Raw genomic sequence first — 22494 nt, forward strand, 5'->3', positions numbered from 1 at the left:
GATCAAATCACATTCCCTTCCGCTGGATGCAAACCAGCGCAATCATATCAGCTTGAAACTACCCGAATCAGCCCTGAGCATTTGGAGCCAGCAGGCCCCTCATTGCAAGAGAGGCTCACTTTCCAGCGCTTTTCGACCACCAGACATCGGGGAAACCGATGGAGTAATAGGGCAGTTCGGGCAGATGTTCGAACTTGTCCCAATAAGCAATTCGTGTCGTCGTCCCGTAGAAGGTCGGCAGGACATAATGATGAGCAAGCAGCACACGGTCGAGCGCTTTGACCGTCGCTTCCTTTTCCGCCACGTCCTTTGCGAAGATCACCTTCTGAATAAGCGCGTCCACACCGGGATCGGAAATACCCGCATAGTTGCGGGATCCCTGGCGGCCAGCGGCGGCCGAGCCCCAGAAATCAAGCTGCTCGTTGCCGGGATTCAACGTCTCCGCCCAGACGACCCAAATCATATCATAGTCGAAGCTGCGAACGCGGTTGACGTACTGCGAGGGATCGACAGTCCTGACGCTGGCATCGATGCCGATGCGCTTCAGGTTCTGAATATACGGCAGCACGGACCTTTCCAGTGAAGGATTGTTCAAGAGGAGCTCCAGCGAAAACGGCTGACCGGTCTGCGCATTCACCATCTTGTTGCCCTTGAGGATCCAACCCGCCTCCTTGAACAGGGCGATGGCCTTACGAAAATTATCGCGCGCCTTTTGTGGATCGCCACCGACCGGATTGGCATAAGGCGTAGTAAAGACCTCAGCGGGCACCTTGTCCTTGACGCTATTCAGAACACCGAGTTCGTCCCCTTGCGGAACGCCTGAGGAGGCGAATTTCGTGCCGAAAAAGAAACTGTCGACGCGCGTCAACTTACCAAACGAAAGAGTTCGGTTCATTTCCTCGAAATCGTAAGCGTAGTTCAGCGCCTCACGTACGCGTTCGTCTTTGAACTGTTCGCGGCGCATGTTGGGAACGAGCGCCTGCATGACGCCGACCGAGCGCAGCGTGTTGGGCAATTCCTCACGCTTGATGCGCCCGTCCTTAGCGGCCGGAAAATCGTATCCGGTCACCCAATGGCTTGTCGAATTGTCCTGCCAGTAATCGATGACGCCGCTACGAAACGCCTCGAACGCGACGTCGTAGTCAGAAAAATAGACATAACTTATCGCGCCGAAATTGTTCTCGCCGATATTGACCGGCAGGTTCTTGCCCCAATAATCGTCACGCAGCTCATAGCGGATCGAAGAGCCCGGCTGGATCGATGCGATCTTGTAAGGACCTGATCCCATGACCGGCTCAAGCGTGGTGCGCGAGATATCGCGGGGCTTGCCATCGGGGCCATTTGCTTCCCACCAATGTTTCGGCAGGATCGTAAGCTGGCCCAAAATCGAGGGCAGCTCGCGGTTACCTTTCTCATCGAAATGGAAGGTAACGTCGCGCTCGCCCGTCTTTTCGGCGCTCACGACATGGGCGTAATACCCCGTCACCAACAGATTGAGTTCTTTGGTTTTCTCGAAGCTGAAGATGACATCTTCGGGCGTCACCGGCGTTCCATCTGCCCATTTCGCCTCGGCACGCAGGCGGAAGGTGGCGCTCGACACGTCATCAGGATAGGAAACGCCCTCGGCAAGCAGGCCGTAGGAAGAATTGGCCTCGTCATCGGCCTTCTTCAGCAGCGTGTCGTATATCAGTTCGGTGCCATCGGCGACATTGCCCTTCGACAACACCGGATTAAAGGTGTCGAACGTACCGCTGGCGGACAGCTTCACCTCGCCGCCCTTCGGCGCATCCGGATTGACGTAGTCGAAATGCTTGAAGCCCGGCTGATATTTGAGATCGCCGAGAATGGCCGTGCCGATGCGGAACTGCGGCTCTTCCGCTTTCGAGGATATGGGCATTGCCAGCAGGCAAAAAAGAGAAACGACCAAGCCTGCTTTCAACCGCGACAATGCCATTCATGATCTCCTGATGACTTTTCGAGAATCAGCATAAGGCAAATGAGGGCAAAAAGCAGGACGCAACAATTCATCTCTTTGCGAAGGACTGAAGACCGTGTCCCGGGTTCAGTCTTTTGTCGTAGCATCCTCAAGACGTTTGCGCAGCATCGACCGCAGTTCCGCGAAGACGCGCCGGTCCTCGGCGGCATCCGGGTCGCTGGAAACGACGACGGCAATGCGCAGCAATTCGAGCACGACACCCGCCATCAGAAGGATATCGTCCGTGATCGGTGGATGTGCCTTGTGCAGAAAGGCGGCAATCAGCTCTCGCAACTCCGCGCGCGAGCGTGCCTTGCGCTCCTTCGGAATATCGCGGCGCCCGGCTAGCACGGGAAGCTCCGGATATTGCTCGATGAAAGCACCAAGCGCATCGAAGATTGCTTCGCCGCTATCGGCGGCGGAAAGACCTGCGCTCCGTTCCGCCATGTCTCGAAGCCCCGCCTTAAGCCGCTCCAGGCGATCGATATGCAGCGCCTCGGCGAGCAGGGGCTTTGTCGGAAAGAACTGATAGAGCGAGCCGATCGATGAATGCGCCTCCGCGGCGATCTCCGTCATCGTGGCCGCATCGTAACCTCTGCGCGCAAAGACCTTTGCCGCCGCTTCAAGCAGAACGGCAACGCGATCATGACCGCGCTGCCGCTTCGGCGTGCGTGTCTTCAATTCTTCACTTGATTTTTGTGAGGCCATCCTCATATTTCCATTGTGAGGATACCCTCATGTTTTATGGAGCTACCGCCCGATGTCACTTTACGACCCCAAAACCACCGCTCTCGTTTCCATCGACCTGCAAGGCCTCGTCCTCAGCCGGCCGCTCGCGCCCTACTCCGCCCAGCAGATCGTCACCAATACGGTCGCCATCGCAAACAAACTGAAGGCCGATGGCGGCACGACCGTTTTCGTGACGGTCGGATTTTCCGCAGACTATGCCGACACTGTCAATCAGCCGACCGACGAAAGCTTTGCACTTCCCCCAGGAGGTTTGCCGCCGGCCGCGCTCGAAGCTCCCCCGGAGATGGCAGCGCTGACGCCCGATGTCGCCATCGTCAAGCGCCAGTGGAGCGCCTTCTACGGCACGGAACTCGATCTGCAGCTGCGCCGCCGCGGCATCAAAACGCTGATCGTGACGGGCGTCGCCACCAATTTCGGTGTGGAAGGCACCGTGCGCGATGCTCATGCGGCAAACTACGCCGTCATTGTTGCCGAAGATGCCGTGACGACCCTCTCGCAGGATATGCAGGATTTCGCCTGCACGAAAGTGCTGCCGCGGCTGTCGCGTATCCGCAAGACGCCGGAAATCCTGGCAAACTGATCCCTCCGAAGCAAAGGTCTATGCAAGGAAAGACGGTCGGCCGGTAGCCACCGGCGATTGCCGCGGATTCACTTCCGTCCTTTTTCAGGATAATCTCGCGGCAAATCACTTCGGCATCAGCCGACCGCCTTTCAAGGATATGCATGGCTTCACTTCTGGCTCGCGCCTTTCGAACGATCGGCAAACTTTCCCTCGCCACCTCGATCGGGATGGGCCTTGTCGCCGGCGATGCGCTGGCGCAGCAGGCCACACCTTCACCCGGCAGCGCCAAGGCTGTTTTCGGCGCCGTGACGCTGCCGACGCAGGGATTGCGGCAGTCGATCGGCTTCTATGCAAAGGGTTGCCTTGCGGGCGCCGTCGCCCTGCCCTCGGACGGCCCGACCTGGCAGGCGATGCGCCTGTCGCGCAACCGCCGCTGGGGACGACCGGAGTTGATCGGTCTAATCGAGCGGCTGTCGCGCGATGCAGCCAGGAATGACGGCTGGCCGGGCCTGCTCGTCGGCGATATCTCGCAGCCGCGCGGCGGCCCGATGATCAACGGTCACGCCTCGCACCAGATCGGCCTCGATGCCGACGTCTGGCTGACGCCGATGCCGCGGCGCAAGATGACGGTGGAAGAGCGCGAAGCCCTGCCCTTCACCACCATGCTCGCCAAGGATAAGTTCCTGACGATCAATGACAAGGTCTGGACGCCGGCGCATGCCCGCCTGCTGATGCGGGCGGCGAGCTATCCCGAGGTCGAGCGCATCTTCGTCAATCCGGCGATCAAGAAGAAGATGTGCGAGACATGGACGGGCGACCGCACCAACCTCGGCAAGCTGCGGCCGGAATACGGACACGACTCGCATTTCCATATCCGCCTCCGCTGCCCCGCGGGCTCCGTCGGCTGCACGGGGCAGGCGCCGGTCGCCGCCGGCGATGGCTGCGACAAGTCGCTCGCATGGTGGTTCGGACCGGAGCCGTGGGCCAAGCCGAAGCCCAGCGACAAGCCGCCCCAAAAGCCGCGCGAGGTCATGGTTGCGGATCTGCCCAAAGCCTGCCAGGCCGTATTGGCGGCACCGTCGGTAGCCTCCACGCGTCCTGCCGCCTCTGGCGCCAAGGATGCGGCCGCTTCGGCCGATACGAACACGATGCCGGTCTCAGGCGATACGCCGCCCGGCCAAATTCCGCAGCAGTGAGTCCCGAACTGTCCTTGCAGGGGCAGTCTTTCAAAACGCGCCTCCTTGGTATAGAAGGCGGATAAATCGATTGAAAGCAGTGGGTGGAGCAAGGATTTCATGGCCGGCAGCAAATGCATCGCACTGATCGCGCATGATCAGAAAAAAGATGCGATGGCGGAGTTCGCACGGCGCAATGAGGCCGCCCTTGCCGATTGGAACATCGTCGCCACGGGTACGACGGGCGGCCGCGTACTGGATGCCTGCCCCGAGCTCAAGGTCACTCCATTGAAAAGCGGGCCGCTCGGCGGCGACCAGCAGATCGGCGCGCTTATCGCCACCGGCGAGATCGATATGCTCGTCTTTTTCATCGATCCCCTCACCCCCATGCCGCACGACGTCGACGTGAAGGCATTGACGCGGCTTGCCGTTCTCTACGACATTCCGATGGCGCTCAACGAATCCACTGCCGAGCGGCTGATCAAAACACTGAACCATTAATCCGCCTTGCCGGCGGCAGACCACGGACCTGGCCATGCCCGAGCTCAATCACAGCGATGCCCCCTTGCCTTTCCCAATCCTGATCGGCGATATCGGCGGCACCAATGCGCGTTTCTCCATTCTCGTCGATGCGGACTCCGAACAGGAGCATTTTCCGGTCGTGCAGACGGCGAATTTCGCCACGATCGACGATGCGATCAAACTCGCCCTCGAAAACAGCAAGGTCCGGCCCCGCTCGGCAATTCTTGCCATGGCAGGCCCCGTGCAGGGCGATGAGATTCCGCTGACCAATTGCGATTGGGTGATCCGTCCGAAGACGATGATCGCCAATCTCGGCCTCGAGGACGTGCTCGTCATCAACGACTTCGAGGCACAGGCGCTCGCGATCGCCGAGATTTCCGACGAGCATCGCCAAACCATCGGCAAAGCATCCAGGACTATGATTGCATCGCGCGCCGTGCTCGGGCCGGGCACCGGTCTCGGCGTCGGCGGTCTCGTCCACACCCAGCATCAATGGGTGCCTGTGCCGGGCGAAGGTGGGCATATCGATCTTGGGCCGCGAACGGAACGCGACCTGCAGATTTGGCCGCACCTGGAGCCGATCGAAGGCCGTATCTCGGCCGAACAGGTGATCTGCGGCCGCGGCCTCCAGAATATTTATCATGCGATCTGCGCCGCCGACGGCATCGAGCCGAGCCTGAAGGAGCCAGCCGACATCACCAACCATGCGCTCGCCGGCACCAACAAGCAGGCCGAGGAGACGCTGACGCTGTTCGTCACCTATCTCGGCCGCGTTGCCGGCGATATCGCCATGATCTTCATGGCGCGCGGCGGCGTCTATCTCTCGGGTGGCATTCCGCAGAAGATCCTGCCGGCGCTGCAGAAGCCGGAATTCCGCGCCGCCTTCGAGGACAAGGCACCGCATACGGAACTGATGAAGTCGATCCCGACCCATGTGGTCGTCAATCCGCTGGCGGCGCTTTCCGGCCTCGCTACCTATGCCCGCAAGCCGACAAACTTTGGCCTTGCGACAGAAGGCCGTCGCTGGCGGCGTTAACCGCTTGCCAAACAGCTCATGGCGCGCCGAAACATCCGATGCGCCATGCCTTTTTGCAGGAGCCGCCTTCCTCTATAATAGGCTCGGCTCCGTGATCGGCCTTAACCAGAGCGGCAAGGCATGTCTAGCCAAAGCCGTGCTAACTCTTTAATAGAGCCGCGAAAGCACATGCCAGATGCGGCTCGCTTGGTTCAAGACAGGAAGCCGATTATTGAAATTGCCTGACCCGAAAAGCAAAAACGTCGACAGCGAAGCCATTACCGGCATGCTGAAGCGTATTATCGCCGAGAACGGCCGCGATCACATTCGCGGCTACTCCATCGCGATTACCTGCCTGGTCCTCGTTGCGCTTTCGACCGCTTACATCGGCTATATCGTCAAATCGGTTATCGACAGCGCCTTCATCGCGCGCGATATCGTCGATGCCTGGAAAATCTGCTTCAGCATCTTCCTCGTTTTCGTAGTGCGCGGCTTTGCCGGATATTTCCAGTCGGTGATCCTGTCGAAGATCGGCAACAACATCATCGCCCGCTACCAGCGCCGGCTCTATTCGCATCTGATGACGCTGTCGGTCGGCTTCTTCAGCGAAGCGCGCTCCGCGCAGCTCGCCGCCCGCATCAGCCAGAATGTCTCGGGCATCCGCGACGTGATGAACCTGACAATCACGTCGACGGCCCGCGACCTTCTGACCTTCATCGCCCTGCTCTGCGTCATGGTCTTCCAGGATCCGGTGCTCAGCATTGCATTCGTCGTCATCGCGCCGCCGCTCTTCTTTGCGCTACGCTATATTTCCAAGCGCCTGCGCGCCGCCACGCGTGATGCGGTGGTCTTGAACAGCCATGTGCTCGGCGCGATGCAGGAGACCATTCAAGGCGTTTCTATCGTCAAGGCCTTCACGATGGAGGAGGAGCTCGAGCGCAAGATCAATAAGCTGATCACGGCAGCCGAGCACCGGCAGAACCGCATCGCCCGCCTTTCCGAACGTAACGGTCCACTGATCGAAACCGTCGCCGGTTTTGCGATCGCCAGCCTCTTTGCCTATGCCGCCTACCGCTCGATCTACGACAATGTGTCGCCAGGCGTATTCTTCTCGTTCGCCACCTCGCTGCTGCTCGCCTATGATCCGGCACGGCGCCTTGCAAAGCTGCAGGTGCAGCTGGAGCGGGCGGTCGTCAATGCACGGATGATCTACGAACTGCTCGACATGGAGCCGCGCCAGCGCGACCTGCCGGATGCCAAGCCGCTTCAAGTGACCGATGCTCGCATCGAGTTCCGCGACGTTCATTTCGCCTATGGTGACGAATCCGTCCTGTCTGGCGTCAATTTCACAGCCGAGGGCGGACAGACGACGGCGCTCGTCGGCCCTTCCGGCGCCGGTAAGTCCACCGTCATCAATCTCATCCCGCGCTTCTATGATCCGAAATCCGGCAGCATCTTCATCGACGGGCAGGACATCGCGCATGTAACGAAACAGTCGCTGCGGCAGCAGCTCGCCTATGTCTCGCAGCAGCCCTATCTCTTCGAAGGCACGATCCGCGACAATATCCGCTACGGCCGCCCGAACGCGACCGATGCCGAGATCGAGGAAGCAGCCCGTCTCGCCTATGCCCATGATTTCATCGAGGCGCAGCCGATGGGCTACGAGACGCCGGTCGGCGAGAACGGCGTGACGCTTTCAGGCGGCCAGCGCCAGCGCCTGTCGATCGCCCGCGCGCTGGTGCGCAACGCACCGATCCTGCTTCTGGACGAAGCGACTTCGGCGCTCGACACGGAATCCGAAGCAGCCGTGCAGAAGGCTCTGGAAGAGGCGATGAGCGGCCGCACGGTCGTCGTCATCGCGCACCGTCTGTCGACGGTTGTCCGCGCCGAAAAGATCGTCGTCATGCAGAACGGCCGCGTTGTCGAAGAGGGCAACCATGAAACGCTTGCGACAGCCGACAATGGCCTCTACGCTCGGCTCAACAACCTGCAGCTACCGGCGATTTCAAGTAATTCCCGCAAATAGACGATAGAGACGACATGAGCGACGATGCGATGAAGCTGGTGGTGGTTGGCGCGGCGGGCCGCATGGGACAGGCTCTCATCCGCATCATTCATGCAACCGACGGCGTTACCCTGCATGCCGCCGTTGCCCGTCCCGGCTCTGCCTTCATCGGCAAGGATGCTGGCGAGATCGCCGGACTGGGGCCGATCGGCATTCCCGTCACCGACGATCCGCTGGCGGCTTTCCTTCATGCCGAAGGTGTCATCGATTTCACGACGCCGGCAACCAGCGTCAGCTTTGCCGCCTTGGCCGCTCAGGCACGCATCGTCCACATCATCGGCACGACCGGCTGCTCGGAGGAGGACGAGGCGAAGTTCAAGGCCGCCGCGCGCCACGCCCGCATTGTCAAATCGGGCAATATGGGCCTCGGCATCAACCTTTTGAGCGTGCTTGTCGAACAGGCGGCGCGCGCATTGCCTTCGAACGACTGGGACATCGAAGTGCTGGAGATGCATCACCGGCATAAGGTCGATGCGCCCTCGGGCACGGCACTCCTGCTCGGCCAGGCGGCTGCGAAAGGCCGTGGCATCGATCTCAACGACAATTCCGTGCGCGTGCGCGACGGCCATACGGGAGCGCGCCCGGCGGGCACGATCGGCTTTGCGACCCTGCGCGGCGGCGGCGTGGTCGGCGATCACTCGGTGATCTTCGCCAGCGAAAGCGAGCGGCTGACGCTGTCGCACAATGCCGGCGACCGTTCGCTGTTTGCGCGCGGCGCGCTGCAGGCGGCGCTCTGGGCGCGCGACAAGAAACCCGGCTTCTATTCCATGCTCGATGTTCTCGGGCTCTCCACACGTTGATCCCTCCCGGAGCGGGTCGGCAGCGACCTGCCGATCCGCTCCGGCCTTTTATTGTCTCGCAATTCCTGACGGAAAACCGCTACGCACCTTTCCTGGAATTGCCCTATCAAGGAGAAATTTTATGAGCGGTACTCTCGTCCTCGTTCGTCATGGCCAGAGCGACTGGAATTTGAAGAATCTCTTTACCGGCTGGAAGGATCCCGATCTGACGGCGCTTGGCGTCGAAGAGGCAAAGACCGGCGGCAAGGCTCTGGCCGATTACGGCATCAAGTACGACATCGCCTTCACCTCGGCCCTGACGCGCGCCCAGCACACGCTGAAAATCATCCTCGATGGAATCGGCCAGCCCGGCCTCGAAACCATCCGGGATCAGGCGCTGAACGAGCGCGACTACGGCGATCTCTCCGGCCTCAACAAGGATGACGCCCGCGCCAAGTGGGGCGAGGAGCAGGTTCACATCTGGCGCCGCTCCTACGACGTTCCTCCGCCCGGCGGCGAAAGCCTGCGCGACACCGGCGCCCGCGTCTGGCCCTACTACCTGACGGAAATCCTGCCGCGCGTGCTCGCCGGCCAGAACGTGCTTGTCGCCGCCCACGGCAATTCGCTGCGCTCGCTCGTCATGGTTCTCGATCGCCTGAGCAAGGCGCAGATCCTGGAGCTCAACCTCGCGACCGGCGTACCGATGGTCTACAAGCTCAAGGCCGATTCCACCGTCGCCTCGAAGGAAGTCCTTGGCGACATGTCCGGCGCGCACTGAGTGCCGCGATTTTCTGAAACGTCCTCACCCTAGCCCTCTCCCCGCTTGCGGGGAGAGGGGACTACCTCGTATGAAACTACATAATCTTGATTGATAGAGAGCGCGTCTTCACTCCGCATGCCCAGCAGGCGATATGCGATATAAGCGGTGGCAGCCTTACCGGAATGTGTTACATTGTACTACGTGCGTAACACAAAGGCTGGATATGACGGACGCGACATTTACCTTTCGAGTTGAAGAAGAGCTGAAAGCAGCTTTCAGCGAGGCTGCGAAAGCGCATGATCAAACCGGTGCGCAGTTGCTCCGGGCTTTCATGCGCGATTATGTACGGCGCCAGCAGGATGCCGCTGACTATGACATGTGGTTTCGCCAGCAGGTGCAGGCCGGTCTTGCTTCAGCCAACGCCGGCAATCTCATTCCTGACGACAACATAGACGCTGAATTCGCTGCGCTACGAGAAGAAACACGCCGCAAACTCAGCGGGCGTTCTTCGTGAAACTTGCCTGGACTCCCGAAGCAAGAGCTGATCGACGCGCCATCTATATTTACATCGAGGCCGAGAATGCCTCTGCGGCAATCGCGCTGGACGAGCTCTTCGCCAAACGGTCGAAACAGCTCATCACCCATCCAATGACGGGCCGACCCGGCCGCGTGTCCGGGACGCGAGAACTTATCGTGCATAGAAACTATTTGCTGGTTTATGACGTCGCCGGCGAGACGGTGCGCATAATTCGCATCCTGCATGCCGCACAGCAATGGCCGCCAAACGATTTTCAGCCGACTTCGTAGCTCGGCCTTAATTCTCGACAGTGAAGCGCACCCTGTCGGCGGCGAAGCGGGAAATCGAATATTGCACCGGGACATTGTCGAGATCCGCGTTCAGCGCCTGGGCGACGAGAACAATGGCGCCCGGGGATAGCTGTAGATCGGCAAGATCGCCTTCGTCGGCATGCGTCGCGGTGATCTCGGTGACGACGCGGACGTAATCGGGTACGCCAAGCTCCTTGAATGCCTTGGTGATCGAACCGGTTGTCCGATAGACCTCCGCAATATCGCCGAAACGATCCGCCGGAAACCAGCTGGTGGCGCGCGAGACAGGCCGATGATCCGCCTGACCCAGCGTTTCGAGCCTTATCAGCGGCGTGCCGGTCCTGATCTTCAGCTGCCTGGCCAATTCGGTGCTGGCGGCCTCTTCACCTGATGCAAGCAGTACGCTGCGGGTCTCACGCACCTGATCGCCGATCCCTTGCGAAAATCGCGTGCGCCTTGAAATCGGAAAACTCAGCCGCTCCTTGCGCTCGATGAGCGTCCCGCGCCCCTGCACGGCCCGGACGATCCCCTCCTGCGCCAACGCCGCGAGCGCGCTCCGGATCGTATGCCGGTTGACGCCGAACTGCAGCGCCAGCAACGTTTCCGGCGGCACCATGCCCGTCTCGTCGAAGTCGCCGTGATTGATCGAGGTGCGAATGCGATCGGCAATCTGCCGCCAGAGCGCCACGCCCGTCTGCCTCTGAATCTTCTGCCCCGCCATTTCGCCCACTCGCCCTGTCACACGCTTGTCACGACTCGCTAATAGATATAAGACTATCTTGTATGGTTGTCTATATCAATAGACATTTAGAGGAAGGCGCGATGAATTCAGCACAAAGGCAGGAAGCGGCCGCTCAGGAGCGTCGGGAACGCAAGCGCGTCGCCGATCTTTTGGCGCAGGCAGAACGCGACGAGCTAGAGGCGGCCTGGGAAGCATTGCCGAGCAAGCCGACGGTACAGCCGGTGCGCGGCCCAGAGACCGGGCTCGTCATGGTACGCGGCCGCATCGGCGGCGGCGGCTCCCCCTTCAATCTCGGCGAAGTCACGGTGACACGCGCTACCGTCCGGCTGGCATCGAACACGATCGGCCATGCGCATGCACTTGGCACGGATCGTGAAAAGGCCCGGCTTTCGGCCATCTTCGATGCACTCTGGCAGCAATCGGCCACGAAGGATTTCGTCGAAAAGGCTCTTCTGCAGCCGGTTATGGAGCGTATCGCCGGATATGACCGCAAGCGGGCCGAAGAGACGGCAGCAACCCGCGTCGATTTCTTTACCATGGTTCGCGGAGAAGATTGATGAGCCTTTCCAGCACCCCGACCTTTGGCAACGAGGCCCTGACCGGCGGTTTCACCGATCCGGTCTTTGACGCCCAAAGCGTCTTCAAGATGACGATGGATGCCATGGCACGTCCGGGCACCCTGCAGACCGTTGCGGCCGACGTCGCGCCGCCCGCTCCGCTCGGTGTTGCCGCCGGCGCCATCGGCCTCACCCTTTGCGATCACGACACGTCGGTCTGGCTCTCCAACAGCCTGGCAAGATCGACCCTGCCGGAATGGCTGGCCTTCCATACCGGAGCACCCGTCATTTCGGAACGGCTGGAGGCGCAGTTCGCCTTCATCGAAGCCGGTATGGCGCTTTCCTCCTTCAGCCAGTTCGGCATCGGCACCCAGGAATATCCGGACCGTTCCACGACCATTGTGCTTGAGATCGAAAGCCTGGAAGGCGGTAAGGACCTGGCGCTTTCCGGCCCTGGGATCAAGGACATCACCATGATTGCGCCAATCGGACTGCCGGATGCGCTGCTGCGCATCTGGAACGACAATCGCGCCCTTTTCCCGCGCGGCGTCGATCTCATCCTGACGGCGGGCCGGCAATTCCTTTGCCTGCCGCGCACCACCAAGATCACCGCGACGGAGTTGTGACATATGTATGTTGCCGTTAAGGGTGGCGAAACCGCCATCGCCAATGCTCACCGGCTGCTGGCCGACCGTCGCCGCGGCGACCGCTCGCTGCCGGCTGTCGGCATCGACCAGATCGTGGCGCAGCTGGCGCTCGCCGTCGATCGCGTCATGGCCGAGGCCTCGCTTTATGACCGGACGCTCGCCGCACTTGCTGTTCGTCAGGCGCGCGGTGACATGATCGAGGCGATCTTCCTGCTCAGAGCCTACCGCACAACGCTGCCGCGCTTCGGCTATTCCCAGCCGCTCGACACTTCAGCGATGAAGATCGAGCGTCGCATCTCGGCGACCTACAAGGATCTGCCCGGCGGCCAGCTTCTCGGCCCGACCTTCGACTACACGCACCGCCTGCTCGACCCGAGCCTTCTGGCCGACGAGCCTGTCGACGAGCCGATGCAGCGACCGGCTGAGGAGGGCCGCGTCATGCGCGTTTCCGAAATCCTCGATCAGGAAGGGCTGATCGAAGGCGATGGCACCATGCCTGTCGATCACGAGATCGGCGACCTCACGCGCGAACCATTGGAATTTCCGATGACCCGCGATCTTCGCCTGCAGGCGCTCGCCCGCGGCGACGAGGGCTTCCTGCTGGCGCTCGGCTATTCGACGCAGCGCGGCTACGGCCGCACCCACCCCTTCACCGGCGAAATCCGCATCGGCGAAGTGGAAGTGGAATTCGAGGTGCCGGAACTCGGTTTCGCCATCTCGCTCGGCCGCATCCAGGTGACCGAATGCCAGATGGTCAACCAGTTCAAGGGTTCGGCCAAGGCGCCGCCGCAGTTTACCCGAGGCTACGGTCTGGTCTTCGGCCAAAGCGAACGCAAGGCCATGGCCATGTCGCTGGTCGACCGTGCACTACGGGCCGAGGAACTCGGCGAAGACATCGTTGCGCCGGCTCAAGACGAGGAATTCGTCATCTCCCACTCCGACAACGTGCAGGCGACGGGCTTCGTCGAACATCTGAAGCTGCCGCACTATGTCGACTTCCAGGCCGAACTCGACCTGGTACGGCGCATGCGCCGCGACTTCGAGGCCGCTCGCGATCGCGGCATGGAACCCATGACGGAGGCAGCCGAATGACCGAACTCGCCACCTACAATTTCGCCTATCTCGACGAGCAGACCAAGCGGATGATCCGCCGCGCCATCCTGAAGGCGATCGCCATTCCCGGCTATCAGGTTCCCTTCGCCTCGCGCGAAATGCCGATGCCTTACGGCTGGGGCACCGGCGGCGTGCAGCTGACGGCCGCGATCATCGGCCCGCAGGATGTGCTGAAGGTCATCGACCAGGGGGCCGACGACACGACGAACGCCGTCTCCATCCGCGCCTTCTTCCAGAAGGTCGCCAATGTCGCTGTCACCACCCGCACGGAAGAGGCGACCATCATCCAGACACGCCACCGCATTCCGGAAGCCAAGCTCGGGCCGAACCAGGTGCTCGTCTACCAGGTGCCGATCCCGGAACCGTTGCGCTTCCTGGAGCCGCGCGAGACCGAGACGCGCAAAATGCACGCGCTCGAAGAATACGGCCTCATGCATGTGAAACTCTATGAGGACATCGCCCGCAACGGCCGCATCGCCACGACCTATGCCTATCCGGTCAAGGTCGCGGGCCGCTACGTGATGGACCCCTCACCGACGCCGAAGTTCGACAATCCGAAAATGCATCTGTCCGATGCGCTGCAGCTGTTCGGCGCCGGCCGTGAGAAGCGCATCTATGCCGTGCCGCCCTACACGGAGGTCGTCAGCCTCGATTTCGAGGACCATCCATTCGAGGTGCAACGCTTCGACAAGCCTTGCGCTCTTTGCGGCGCCGAACAGGTCTATCTCGACGAGGTGATTCTCGACGACAAGGGCGGCCGCATGTTCGTCTGCTCCGATACCGATTTCTGCGATGATCGCCGCGCCCACGGCCATGCCGGGCCTATGCTGGCGCCCGATGGATTGCCCGCTAGCAAGGAGGCTGCCGAATGAGTGACTCACCCCTTCTCAAGGTCAAGGACGTCTCGAAATTCTACGGCAGCCGCATCGGTTGCCGCGATGTGTCCTTCGAACTCTGGCCCGGCGAAGTGCTGGCTATCGTCGGCGAATCCGGCTCCGGTAAGACGACGCTGCTCAACTGCATCTCGACCCGGCTTCTGCCGACGACGGGCAGCGTCGAATACCACATGCGCGACGAGACCTATCGCGACCTCTTCCGCATGAACGAGGCCGAGCGCCGCTTCCTGATGCGCACAGACTGGGGCTTCGTGCACCAGAACCCGGCCGATGGCCTGCGCATGACGGTCTCGGCCGGCGCCAATGTCGGCGAGCGGCTGATGGCGATCGGCAACCGCCACTATGGCAACATCCGCAACACGGCCATCGACTGGCTGGAGCGGGTCGAGATCGATGCCGACCGCATCGACGACCAGCCGCGCGCCTTCTCCGGCGGCATGCGCCAGCGCCTGCAGATCGCCCGCAACCTGGTGACTGCCCCTCGGCTGGTTTTCATGGACGAACCGACCGGCGGCCTCGACGTGTCCGTACAGGCTCGCCTGCTCGACCTCGTGCGCGGCCTCGTCAACGATCTCGGTCTTTCAGCGATCATCGTCACGCACGATCTCGCGGTCGCCCGCCTCCTGTCGCACCGCATGATGGTGATGAAGGACGGCCAGGTAATCGAACACGGTTTGACCGACCGTGTGCTCGACGACCCGCGCGAACCCTATACGCAACTGCTGGTCTCTTCGATCCTGCAGGTCTGAGGAACAAACATGGCAACCCCACTCGTCGTTTCCGAAGTCTTCAAGAGCTTCACCATGCATCTGCGCGACGGCATTCGCCTGCCTGTCGTCGCCGATGTCTCCTTCTCCGTCGCCGCAGGCGAATGCGTCGTGCTTGGCGGTCCGTCCGGCATCGGCAAGAGTTCGCTGCTGAAGATGATCTATGGCAATTATGCCGTCGACAGCGGCCAAATCCTTGTTACTCACCGAGATAGGATCGTCGATCTTGCCACTGCCGATCCGCGCACCGTGCTTGAGGTTCGTCGCCAGACCATGGGCTATGTCAGCCAGTTCCTGCGCACCGTGCCGCGCGTTGCCGCCATCGATGTCGTTGCCGAGCCGCTGCTCGCCCGCGGCGTGACCGTGAGCGAAGCCCGAGACAGGGCCGCCGAACTCCTTGCGCAGCTGAACCTGCCGAAGGAACTCTGGCAATTGCCGCCCGCCACCTTCTCAGGCGGCGAGCAGCAGCGGGTCAATATCGCCCGCGGCTTCATTACCGACCACGCCATCCTGCTGCTCGACGAGCCGACGGCCTCGCTCGATGCCCGCAACCGAGCCGTCGTCGTCGACATGATCGAACAGAAGAAGGAAGCCGGCGTCGCACTGCTCGGCATCTTCCATGACGAGGAAGTGCGCGAGGCCGTCGGCAGCCGCATTCTCGACGTCTCGCAGTTCTCGCCGCGGAAGGCCGCCGCATGAGCCGCAAATTGGGCGAAACGCCCTTCATCAGCCCCTCGGCGAGCGTCAACAATTCGACCCTCGGCCGCTATACCGAGGTCTCCGACCGCTGCCGCATCGACGAAGCAGAGATCGGCGACTACTCCTACATCATGCAGGATGGCGCGGTCTGGTGCGCGACGATCGGCAAGTTCGTGAACATTGCCGCCGCCGTGCGCATCAATGCAACCAACCATCCGACATGGCGCGCGACGCTGCACCATTTTACCTATCGCGCCGCCGACTACTGGCCTGACGCCGATATGGAGACGGATTTCTTCACCTGGCGGCGCGACAACCGAGTCGTGATCGGTCACGACGTCTGGATCGGCCACGGCGCCACCATCCTGCCGGGTGTCACGGTCGGCAATGGCGCCGTAATTGGCGCGGGTGCGGTTGTTTCAAAGGATGTCGCACCCTATTCAATCGTCGGCGGCGTGCCGGCCAAGCTGATCCGCGAGCGTTTCACGCCCGAGGTCGGCGCACGCATGGACAAGCTTTCATGGTGGGATTGGGACCACGACCGCCTTCGCACGGCACTTGCCGATTTCCGCGCCCTGTCCGCGGAAGATTTTTTGGATCGCTACGCCGCCTGAGAACCGTTTCCGCCAAAACCAAGCTTGCAAGGCGTTGACGAGCGATCCAGCTTTCAGATGATCCTTGCAAGGACAGGATTGGGAAGGAGTTTCCATGGCAAAGCAGTTTTCCAGTATCGACGACCGGCTGCGCGATTTCATCGCGCGGCAGCACATCTTCTTCACGGCATCGGCGACGGCAAATTCCCGTGTCAATGTTTCGCCCCGCGAAACGCTGTGCCTGCGCATCATCTCACCGAATACCGCCATTTATCTCGACCGCACAGGCAGCGGCAACGAAACATCGGCTCACATGAAGGCCGATGGCCGGTTGACGATCATGTTCTGCGCGGTCGAAGGACCGCCGATGATCCTGCGCCTCTACGGCCGTGGCCGGATCATCCATCGATCGTCGCCCGAATATCGTGAATTGCTGCACGATCACTATGCGGGCGAGGAGCCGCTCGGCGCACGACAGATCGTATGGCTGGACTTCGATCTCGTGCAGACATCCTGCGGCTTCGGCGTACCGCTCTTTTCCTATGAAGGCGAGCGGCCGAGCCTGGACCAATGGGCGAAAGCCAAGGGTCCTGATGGCATTGAGGAATACCGGCGCGAGAAGAATAGCTTCAGCATGGACGGCCTGCCGACCGGCATGTTTGACGGCTAAATTTAACGGAAAGCCCTCAGCCGGCTAATCTTGCGAAAACGACGGGAATTGTAACAGCAGTTACATAAAACTGACATCGGAGCTTCATGAAGCGGGACTAATCGGTTGCCTTGTAGTTGGCGCCAGCCCCGTCGAAACTCCCTTCGAGGCAGGGGCATGCGCCCATTCTTAGCACCGGTACCGCTGAAATTTCTGCAGCCCGGCAGCCGCGAAAGGGAAGCACTATGTTCGAACTCAGGAATGTCTCGCGCCGGTTTGGAAACAAGCTCGCTGTCGATTCAGTGACTTTGGACATACCGCAAGGACAGATGGTCGGCGTCATCGGCCGTTCCGGCGCCGGCAAGTCGACGCTGCTGCGCATGATCAACCGTCTGGCCGATCCGAGTTCCGGCTCCATTCATTTCTCCGGCATCGAAGTCTCCAAGCTGACCGGTCGTGCGCTGCGCAGCTGGCAGCGCGATTGCGCCATGATTTTTCAGCAGTTCAATCTGGTGCCGCGCCTCGACGTGCTCACCAACGTCATGCTCGGCCGCTTGAACCATCGTTCGACGATGCTGAGTCTCCTTTCGGTCTTCACCCGCGAGGAGCGCATCGAGGCGATTGCGGCGCTGGAGCGCCTCGGCATCGAGCAGACGGCACTGCAGATGGCCGGAACGCTTTCCGGCGGCCAGCAGCAACGCGTTGCCATCGCCCGCGCCCTGATGCAGCAGCCGAAGATGATGCTGGCCGACGAGCCGATCGCCTCGCTCGATCCCCTGAATGCCAAGATCGTCATGGATGCGCTGCGCGATATCAACGAGCGCGAAGGCATCACCGTCATCACCAATCTGCATACGCTGGATACGGCGCGCAACTATTGCGAACGCATCGTCGGCATGGCAGGCGGCAAGGTCGTCTTCGACGGCAAGCCGACCGATCTGACCGCAGCCGCCGTCAAGGAAATCTACGGCACCGACAAGGACGGCGCCGGCATCGACGAGACCATGACGTCGACCTCCATCAACATCGCCGATCCGGCCGTGCAAGCCGCGGCGACTGAATCTGCCGGCCCGCAACCGCTGGCACTGGCCGGTCTCTGAGGGGACGGCCGGGATCGAAGGCCCGCGTCAAGGGCGCATTTCTTCTATCAGACCGAAGGCATCCGGGGACACCGGTTAATCAGGAGACGAACCCATGTTGAAGAAAGCATTCTTTGCCGCTACGGCGCTTGTTGCGCTCGCAGCCGGCGCTGCTGCCAACGCAGCAGACCTCAAGGAATTGCGCATCGGCATTCTCGGCGGCGAAAACGAAGCCGACCGCCTGCGCAATTACGCCTGCCTTTCCGACCACCTGAAGAAGGAATTCGGTTTCGAGAAGGTTTCGCTCTTCCCGGCCGCAGACTATAACGGCGTTATCCAGGGCCTGCTCGGCGGCACGCTCGATTTCGCAGAACTTGGCGCTTCCGGCTACGCAGCCGTCGCCATCAAGGACCCGAAGGCCGTTACGCCGATCCTGACCACGCAGCAGACCGACGGTTCCACCGGCTATTACTCGATCGGCCTCGCCCTCAAGTCCTCCGGCATCAAGACGATCATGGACGCCAAGGGCAAGAAGCTCGGCTACGCCGATCCGGACTCCACCTCGGGCTACCTCGTTCCGCTGACGCAGATTCCGAAGACCACCGGCGTGCCGAACGACAAGTTCTTCGGCTCGACCCAGTTCAACGGCGGCCATGAGAACAACCTGCTCGCTGCCTATGACGGCAAGGTCGACGTTGCTGTCGACGATTCCTCGGGCGTTGGCGATTTCAAGGACGGCTTCACCTCCGGTACCTTCCGCAAGGAAGTCGACAAAGGTGCCGTAGACCCGAACAAGCTCGTCGAAGTCTGGCGTTCGCCGCTGATCCCGAACGGTCCGCTCGTCGTTCGCAACGCTCTCGGCACCGAATGGCAGACCAAGCTGGCCGACTTCTTCCTGAAGCTGCCGACCACCGACGCCAAGTGCTTCAACGCCGTCGAAGGCGGCGACTTCAAGGGCTACGTCAAGGTAACCCCGGATTTCTACAACGCCGTTATCGACGTTCGTAAGGCTGCCATCGGCGGCTGATCCGTATCCCCAAAATGGGGCGGCCGGCAACGGCCGCCCTTTTGCTATTCACACCCCTTTGCCATTCACAGGGCTGAATTTCATGACGATCGCCGATACGCATCCGAACATGCCGAGCGCGCCGCAAAGCGCCAGGGAGATCGGCGACGCCTGGAGCAAGATGGTGGCCAAACGCCGCCTGTACACCGGCATCGGTCTCGCGATCCTGCTCGTCGCCTTCGTCAGCTCGGTGCGCTTTGCCGACGAGAACAACGCCGGGCATTTCTTCGACCGCCTGCCGCATCTCTTCGATTTCCTGAGCTGGCTTATTCCCAAGGACTGGGCCGACGTCTACCGTGCGCTCTTCGACCTGCCGAGCCCGAATGGGGCCAATGGCGCCGGCGGCGAGGAATTCAATTTCCCCCTCGGCCGCGTCTATGTCTGGGGCGATTTCTACATCCCCGAATATTTCGAGCTGATGATCATCACGATCAACGTGGCGCTGGTGTCGACCATCATCGGCTTCGTCTTTGCCGTGCCTTTGAGCTTCTTCGCTGCGCGCAACATGTCGCCGTCCAATCCGATCCGGCTGGTGACCAAGCGCATCATGGAATTCCTGCGGGCCTTTCCGGAAATCGTCATCGCCGGACTGTTTTCGGCAATCCTGTCGATCGGCCCGATCGCCGCCATCATCGCCGTCGGCCTGCATACGATCGGCGCACTCGGCAAGCTCTTCTATGAAGTCGTCGAGAATATCGACATGAAACCCGACGAGGGCATGCGTGCCGTCGGTGCCAGCTGGACGGAACGCGTTCGCTTCGCCGCTCTGCCGCAGGTGCTGCCGAACTTCATGTCCTACGCACTGCTGCGTCTGGAGATCAACGTTCGCGCCTCGACCATCATCGGCGCCGTTGGCGGCGGCGGCATCGGCGAGGAGCTGAAACTTGCGATTTCGCGCGGCTTTGGCGCCAAGACATTGGCGCTGGTGCTGCTTCTCTTCCTGACGATCATCGCCGTCGATCAGTTTTCCGCATGGCTCCGCCGCCGCCTCGTCGGCGAGCATGCCTTCCTTTTGCAGCATTGAGGTTGACCATGTCCGTCATCGACGCCGGCCGCATGCAGGAAATCGAAGCGCGTTACCCGGAAGTGCTTCACCGGTCCTTCCGCCAGCGCTTCGGCGCGCTGATGATCTTCATCGGCGTCATCCTCTACGGCATCTATGCCGTGTGGTTCTTCGACCTGCCGAAGGTCATTTCGGAAGCGCATTGGGAACGCGTCGGCATCTATCTCAGCGAATGGGTGAGCTATGACGTGCAGCCGGAGTTCCGCATCTCCGGCGACAAGATCAGCATCAAATATCCACGCTTTTCGCCGCTGGGCGACAATCCTAACCCCGACTGGGTGAAGACCAACTCCGATGGCAGCATGACCGTTTCAGTCAGCAGCACGAGCCGCACGGTAACCGTCACCAAGACGCAGGCCATCGTGACGGCGCATGGCATCACAATTCCGATCGATATTGCCGGCAATGTGCCGAAAATCGTCGGCTCCGAACCCGTTCCCAGTTGGATGACGGTCTATGACGACAATATTCTCGTCAATCTCGGCTTTGCGGGCGATGCCAGCATTTCCACCGACCGCGTGAAGATCCGCAAACGCTTCATCGGCTGGGCGAATTTCGTCTTCGATACGCATTCGCCCTTCTTCGACAAGCCGGCGAGCGAAGTCATCAGCCTGATCTTTTCGGGTCCGCGGCTGGACCCCGCCCAGTCCAATCTCTCGCTGGCCTTCGACAATATCTGGAACAATAGCGCATGGCAGCACGGCGACGTCTGGACCAAGCTGTTCCAGACCATCGTCATGGCCTTCCTCGGCACGCTGCTCGGTTCGCTCGCGGCCTTTCCACTCGCTTTCCTGGCGGCCCGCAACATCACGCCGAACCGGCTGCTCAATCAGATCCTCAAACGCCTGTTCGACTTTCTGCGTTCGGTGGACATGCTGATCTGGGCGCTGTTCCTGACCCGCGCCTTCGGCCCGGGCCCGCTCGCCGGCAGCGGCGCGATCTTCCTCACAGAGACCGGCACGCTCGGCAAGCTCTACTCCGAAGGCTTGGAGAATATCGACAACAAGCCACGCGAGGGCGTGAAGTCCACCGGCTCGCCGACCATTCTCGTGCATCGCTACGGGATCATGCCGCAGATCGTGCCCGTCATCGTCAGCCAGACGCTCTATCAGTGGGAATCGAACGTGCGTGGCGCGACGATCATCGGCGCCGTCGGTGCGGGCGGTATCGGCCTCAAGCTTTGGGAAGCGATGCGCACCAATTCCAACTGGGAAAACGTCGCCTACATGGTGCTGCTGATCCTCATCGTCGTCTTCCTGTTCGACGCTGCATCCAACGCCTTGCGCTCGCGCCTGATGGGCACGCGAACGAAATAAAAAGATCGGGAAAAATCGTTTCCCATCATCATTCTGTCACGGGAATCCGGTAGCGCAGGCCGGCAAGACCGTAGCGGTCAATCCGGCTTTAGCCGGATTCGAACCGTTGCTGCCTTGCTGCTCTTGCGGTTTGAAGCAAATCACCCAACAGTGTCCCGCGCAGCCGATTTTTCCAAGGAATGCAGCCTTGCGCTATGCTCTCTATTTCACGCCGCCCAAAGACGATCCATTGACATCGCTCGCCGCTTGCTGGCTTGGCCGCGATGCATTTTCGAATGAGATCTTTTCCGACAAGGCAATGGGTCCATTGCCGGAAGGCCATGCCGAGCTGACGGCCGATCCGCGCCGCTATGGCTTTCATGCCACGCTGAAGGCGCCGTTCGAGCTTGCCTCCTCGGTGACCGAGCGCGATCTCCTCGAAGTCGCTGCCGAATTCGCCTCGCAGACCAATGCTTTCACCATTCCGGAACTGGTGCTTGGCCAGCTCGGCCATTTCTTCGCGCTCGTTCCCGGCTCGCTCCATCAGCCGCTGCAGGACTTCGCCTCGCGTGTGGTGAAAACCTTCGAGCCTTTCCGCGCACCGCTTTCGGATCATGATATCGCACGACGCAAGCCGGAAGGCTTGACGGAACCGCAGCGCGCCAACCTGCTGCGCTGGGGCTATCCTTATGTCAATGACGAGTTCCGTTTCCACATGACGCTGACGGGACGCGTTCCGGCCGAGCGCCAGGCCGAGATGCACGACATTCTGCGTGAGCGCTTCGCCGAGCACACCGGCAAGCCGCTCGATATTTCCGGCCTTGCCATCTTCGCCGAAGACAAGCGTGGTGCTCCCTTTACCGTCCGTTCCTGGCTGCCGCTTGCCGGCGCCTAATA

Annotated in this window: 25 protein-coding genes; 22 read left to right on the forward strand and 3 right to left on the reverse strand. The window is 61.1% G+C overall.

Annotation, left to right across the window (positions count from 1 at the left end; translation table 11 throughout):
• Positions 1-115: 115 nt before the first annotated feature.
• Together AC13RM_RS26905 and AC13RM_RS26910 are read right to left on the reverse strand one after the other, a co-directional pair.
• Positions 116-1954 carry an extracellular solute-binding protein gene (locus AC13RM_RS26905; protein ID WP_440478462.1) on the reverse strand — a complete coding sequence of 613 codons (1839 nt, stop codon included), beginning with the start codon at positions 1952-1954 and terminating at the stop codon, positions 116-118.
• Between the two features lie 108 nt (positions 1955-2062).
• The gene (locus tag AC13RM_RS26910; protein ID WP_374823590.1) at positions 2063-2683 is read right to left on the reverse strand and encodes a TetR/AcrR family transcriptional regulator; all 621 of its coding nucleotides are present in this window, start codon (positions 2681-2683) and stop codon (positions 2063-2065) included.
• 52 nt (positions 2684-2735) lie between these two features.
• On the opposite strand from AC13RM_RS26910, the gene AC13RM_RS26915 reads away from it, so the two are divergent.
• The 9 genes from AC13RM_RS26915 (at position 2736) to AC13RM_RS26955 (ending at position 10410) form a co-directional block, all read left to right on the forward strand.
• Complete coding sequence (locus tag AC13RM_RS26915; protein WP_374823587.1) at positions 2736-3305, forward strand: isochorismatase family protein; 570 nt, start codon at positions 2736-2738, stop codon at positions 3303-3305.
• A gap of 143 nt (positions 3306-3448) precedes the next feature.
• Positions 3449-4483, forward strand: a complete 1035-nt coding sequence (mepA, locus tag AC13RM_RS26920) for a penicillin-insensitive murein endopeptidase (RefSeq protein WP_374823584.1) — start codon at positions 3449-3451, stop codon at positions 4481-4483.
• 99 nt (positions 4484-4582) lie between these two features.
• Positions 4583-4963: a methylglyoxal synthase gene (locus AC13RM_RS26925; RefSeq protein WP_488555862.1), complete on the forward strand. Its 381-nt coding sequence runs from the start codon at positions 4583-4585 to the stop codon at positions 4961-4963.
• A 34-nt stretch (positions 4964-4997) separates the two neighbouring features.
• A complete protein-coding gene (locus tag AC13RM_RS26930) occupies positions 4998-6020 on the forward strand; it encodes a glucokinase (RefSeq protein ID WP_488555863.1) in 1023 nt (340 codons plus the stop codon).
• Positions 6021-6285: 265 nt separating this feature from the next.
• Complete coding sequence (locus AC13RM_RS26935; RefSeq protein ID WP_374823620.1) at positions 6286-8025, forward strand: ABC transporter ATP-binding protein; 1740 nt, start codon at positions 6286-6288, stop codon at positions 8023-8025.
• Between the two features lie 14 nt (positions 8026-8039).
• Entirely contained in the window at positions 8040-8864 is an 825-nt protein-coding gene (gene dapB / locus AC13RM_RS26940) for a 4-hydroxy-tetrahydrodipicolinate reductase (RefSeq protein ID WP_374823575.1), read from the forward strand.
• A 121-nt stretch (positions 8865-8985) separates the two neighbouring features.
• Positions 8986-9621: a 2,3-bisphosphoglycerate-dependent phosphoglycerate mutase gene (locus AC13RM_RS26945; RefSeq protein ID WP_374823572.1), complete on the forward strand. Its 636-nt coding sequence runs from the start codon at positions 8986-8988 to the stop codon at positions 9619-9621.
• Between the two features lie 205 nt (positions 9622-9826).
• Positions 9827-10117: a CopG family ribbon-helix-helix protein gene (locus tag AC13RM_RS26950; protein WP_113233692.1), complete on the forward strand. Its 291-nt coding sequence runs from the start codon at positions 9827-9829 to the stop codon at positions 10115-10117.
• Complete coding sequence (locus tag AC13RM_RS26955) at positions 10114-10410, forward strand: type II toxin-antitoxin system RelE/ParE family toxin (RefSeq protein ID WP_113233676.1); 297 nt, start codon at positions 10114-10116, stop codon at positions 10408-10410. Before AC13RM_RS26950 ends, AC13RM_RS26955 begins: the two co-directional genes overlap by 4 nt.
• 7 nt (positions 10411-10417) lie before the next feature.
• On the opposite strand, the gene phnF is transcribed toward AC13RM_RS26955, so the two are convergent.
• The gene (gene phnF / locus AC13RM_RS26960; protein WP_488555864.1) at positions 10418-11152 is read right to left on the reverse strand and encodes a phosphonate metabolism transcriptional regulator PhnF; all 735 of its coding nucleotides are present in this window, start codon (positions 11150-11152) and stop codon (positions 10418-10420) included.
• 101 nt (positions 11153-11253) lie between these two features.
• On the opposite strand from phnF, the gene phnG reads away from it, so the two are divergent.
• The 13 genes from phnG (at position 11254) to AC13RM_RS27025 (ending at position 22492) form a co-directional block, all read left to right on the forward strand.
• The gene (gene phnG / locus AC13RM_RS26965; RefSeq protein ID WP_488555865.1) at positions 11254-11730 is read left to right on the forward strand and encodes a phosphonate C-P lyase system protein PhnG; all 477 of its coding nucleotides are present in this window, start codon (positions 11254-11256) and stop codon (positions 11728-11730) included.
• A complete protein-coding gene (gene phnH, locus AC13RM_RS26970; protein WP_488555866.1) occupies positions 11730-12356 on the forward strand; it encodes a phosphonate C-P lyase system protein PhnH in 627 nt (208 codons plus the stop codon). The genes phnG and phnH overlap by 1 nt, the downstream gene beginning before the upstream one ends.
• A 3-nt stretch (positions 12357-12359) precedes the next feature.
• Positions 12360-13469, forward strand: a complete 1110-nt coding sequence (locus AC13RM_RS26975; protein WP_488555867.1) for a carbon-phosphorus lyase complex subunit — start codon at positions 12360-12362, stop codon at positions 13467-13469.
• A complete protein-coding gene (locus AC13RM_RS26980; RefSeq protein WP_488555868.1) occupies positions 13466-14362 on the forward strand; it encodes an alpha-D-ribose 1-methylphosphonate 5-phosphate C-P-lyase PhnJ in 897 nt (298 codons plus the stop codon). Before AC13RM_RS26975 ends, AC13RM_RS26980 begins: the two co-directional genes overlap by 4 nt.
• Positions 14359-15135, forward strand: coding sequence for a phosphonate C-P lyase system protein PhnK (gene phnK / locus AC13RM_RS26985; protein WP_488555869.1), 777 nt, complete (start codon positions 14359-14361; stop codon positions 15133-15135). The genes AC13RM_RS26980 and phnK overlap by 4 nt, the downstream gene beginning before the upstream one ends.
• 9 nt (positions 15136-15144) lie before the next feature.
• On the forward strand, positions 15145-15852 hold the full coding sequence (phnL, locus tag AC13RM_RS26990) for a phosphonate C-P lyase system protein PhnL (protein ID WP_113233669.1): 708 nt from the start codon (positions 15145-15147) through the stop codon (positions 15850-15852).
• A complete protein-coding gene (locus AC13RM_RS26995) occupies positions 15849-16466 on the forward strand; it encodes a DapH/DapD/GlmU-related protein (protein ID WP_488555870.1) in 618 nt (205 codons plus the stop codon). The genes phnL and AC13RM_RS26995 overlap by 4 nt, the downstream gene beginning before the upstream one ends.
• Before the next feature lie 94 nt (positions 16467-16560).
• A complete protein-coding gene (locus AC13RM_RS27000) occupies positions 16561-17115 on the forward strand; it encodes a pyridoxamine 5'-phosphate oxidase family protein (protein WP_285175776.1) in 555 nt (184 codons plus the stop codon).
• A 224-nt stretch (positions 17116-17339) separates the two neighbouring features.
• Entirely contained in the window at positions 17340-18194 is an 855-nt protein-coding gene (gene phnC / locus AC13RM_RS27005; RefSeq protein WP_488555871.1) for a phosphonate ABC transporter ATP-binding protein, read from the forward strand.
• Positions 18195-18288: 94 nt separating this feature from the next.
• Positions 18289-19200 carry a phosphonate ABC transporter substrate-binding protein gene (gene phnD, locus AC13RM_RS27010; RefSeq protein WP_488555872.1) on the forward strand — a complete coding sequence of 304 codons (912 nt, stop codon included), beginning with the start codon at positions 18289-18291 and terminating at the stop codon, positions 19198-19200.
• An 82-nt stretch (positions 19201-19282) separates the two neighbouring features.
• Positions 19283-20263: a phosphonate ABC transporter, permease protein PhnE gene (phnE, locus tag AC13RM_RS27015; protein WP_285175773.1), complete on the forward strand. Its 981-nt coding sequence runs from the start codon at positions 19283-19285 to the stop codon at positions 20261-20263.
• Between the two features lie 8 nt (positions 20264-20271).
• Positions 20272-21618: a phosphonate ABC transporter, permease protein PhnE gene (phnE, locus tag AC13RM_RS27020; protein WP_488555873.1), complete on the forward strand. Its 1347-nt coding sequence runs from the start codon at positions 20272-20274 to the stop codon at positions 21616-21618.
• Between the two features lie 187 nt (positions 21619-21805).
• Positions 21806-22492, forward strand: a complete 687-nt coding sequence (locus AC13RM_RS27025) for a DUF1045 domain-containing protein (protein ID WP_488555874.1) — start codon at positions 21806-21808, stop codon at positions 22490-22492.
• The last annotated feature ends 2 nt before the right edge of the window (positions 22493-22494 follow it).

The sequence above is a fragment of the Martinezella sp. CNPSo 3732 genome, from assembly GCF_057784515.1.

Coding starts and splice junctions, on each gene's coding strand:
- phnL (WP_113233669.1), top strand. CDS start 15,145: ATGGCAACCCCACTCGTCGTTTCCGAAGTCTTCAAGAGCTTCACCATG.
- AC13RM_RS26975 (WP_488555867.1), top strand. CDS start 12,360: ATGTATGTTGCCGTTAAGGGTGGCGAAACCGCCATCGCCAATGCTCAC.
- AC13RM_RS27000 (WP_285175776.1), top strand. CDS start 16,561: ATGGCAAAGCAGTTTTCCAGTATCGACGACCGGCTGCGCGATTTCATC.
- phnG (WP_488555865.1), top strand. CDS start 11,254: ATGAATTCAGCACAAAGGCAGGAAGCGGCCGCTCAGGAGCGTCGGGAA.
- mepA (WP_374823584.1), top strand. CDS start 3,449: ATGGCTTCACTTCTGGCTCGCGCCTTTCGAACGATCGGCAAACTTTCC.
- AC13RM_RS26905 (WP_440478462.1), bottom strand. CDS start 1,954: ATGGCATTGTCGCGGTTGAAAGCAGGCTTGGTCGTTTCTCTTTTTTGC.
- dapB (WP_374823575.1), top strand. CDS start 8,040: ATGAGCGACGATGCGATGAAGCTGGTGGTGGTTGGCGCGGCGGGCCGC.
- AC13RM_RS26950 (WP_113233692.1), top strand. CDS start 9,827: ATGACGGACGCGACATTTACCTTTCGAGTTGAAGAAGAGCTGAAAGCA.
- AC13RM_RS26935 (WP_374823620.1), top strand. CDS start 6,286: ATGCTGAAGCGTATTATCGCCGAGAACGGCCGCGATCACATTCGCGGC.
- AC13RM_RS26910 (WP_374823590.1), bottom strand. CDS start 2,683: ATGGCCTCACAAAAATCAAGTGAAGAATTGAAGACACGCACGCCGAAG.
- phnC (WP_488555871.1), top strand. CDS start 17,340: ATGTTCGAACTCAGGAATGTCTCGCGCCGGTTTGGAAACAAGCTCGCT.
- AC13RM_RS26915 (WP_374823587.1), top strand. CDS start 2,736: ATGTCACTTTACGACCCCAAAACCACCGCTCTCGTTTCCATCGACCTG.
- phnK (WP_488555869.1), top strand. CDS start 14,359: ATGAGTGACTCACCCCTTCTCAAGGTCAAGGACGTCTCGAAATTCTAC.
- AC13RM_RS26925 (WP_488555862.1), top strand. CDS start 4,583: ATGGCCGGCAGCAAATGCATCGCACTGATCGCGCATGATCAGAAAAAA.
- AC13RM_RS26995 (WP_488555870.1), top strand. CDS start 15,849: ATGAGCCGCAAATTGGGCGAAACGCCCTTCATCAGCCCCTCGGCGAGC.
- AC13RM_RS26980 (WP_488555868.1), top strand. CDS start 13,466: ATGACCGAACTCGCCACCTACAATTTCGCCTATCTCGACGAGCAGACC.
- phnF (WP_488555864.1), bottom strand. CDS start 11,152: ATGGCGGGGCAGAAGATTCAGAGGCAGACGGGCGTGGCGCTCTGGCGG.
- AC13RM_RS26930 (WP_488555863.1), top strand. CDS start 4,998: ATGCCCGAGCTCAATCACAGCGATGCCCCCTTGCCTTTCCCAATCCTG.
- phnD (WP_488555872.1), top strand. CDS start 18,289: ATGTTGAAGAAAGCATTCTTTGCCGCTACGGCGCTTGTTGCGCTCGCA.
- phnE (WP_488555873.1), top strand. CDS start 20,272: ATGTCCGTCATCGACGCCGGCCGCATGCAGGAAATCGAAGCGCGTTAC.
- AC13RM_RS26945 (WP_374823572.1), top strand. CDS start 8,986: ATGAGCGGTACTCTCGTCCTCGTTCGTCATGGCCAGAGCGACTGGAAT.
- phnH (WP_488555866.1), top strand. CDS start 11,730: ATGAGCCTTTCCAGCACCCCGACCTTTGGCAACGAGGCCCTGACCGGC.
- phnE (WP_285175773.1), top strand. CDS start 19,283: ATGACGATCGCCGATACGCATCCGAACATGCCGAGCGCGCCGCAAAGC.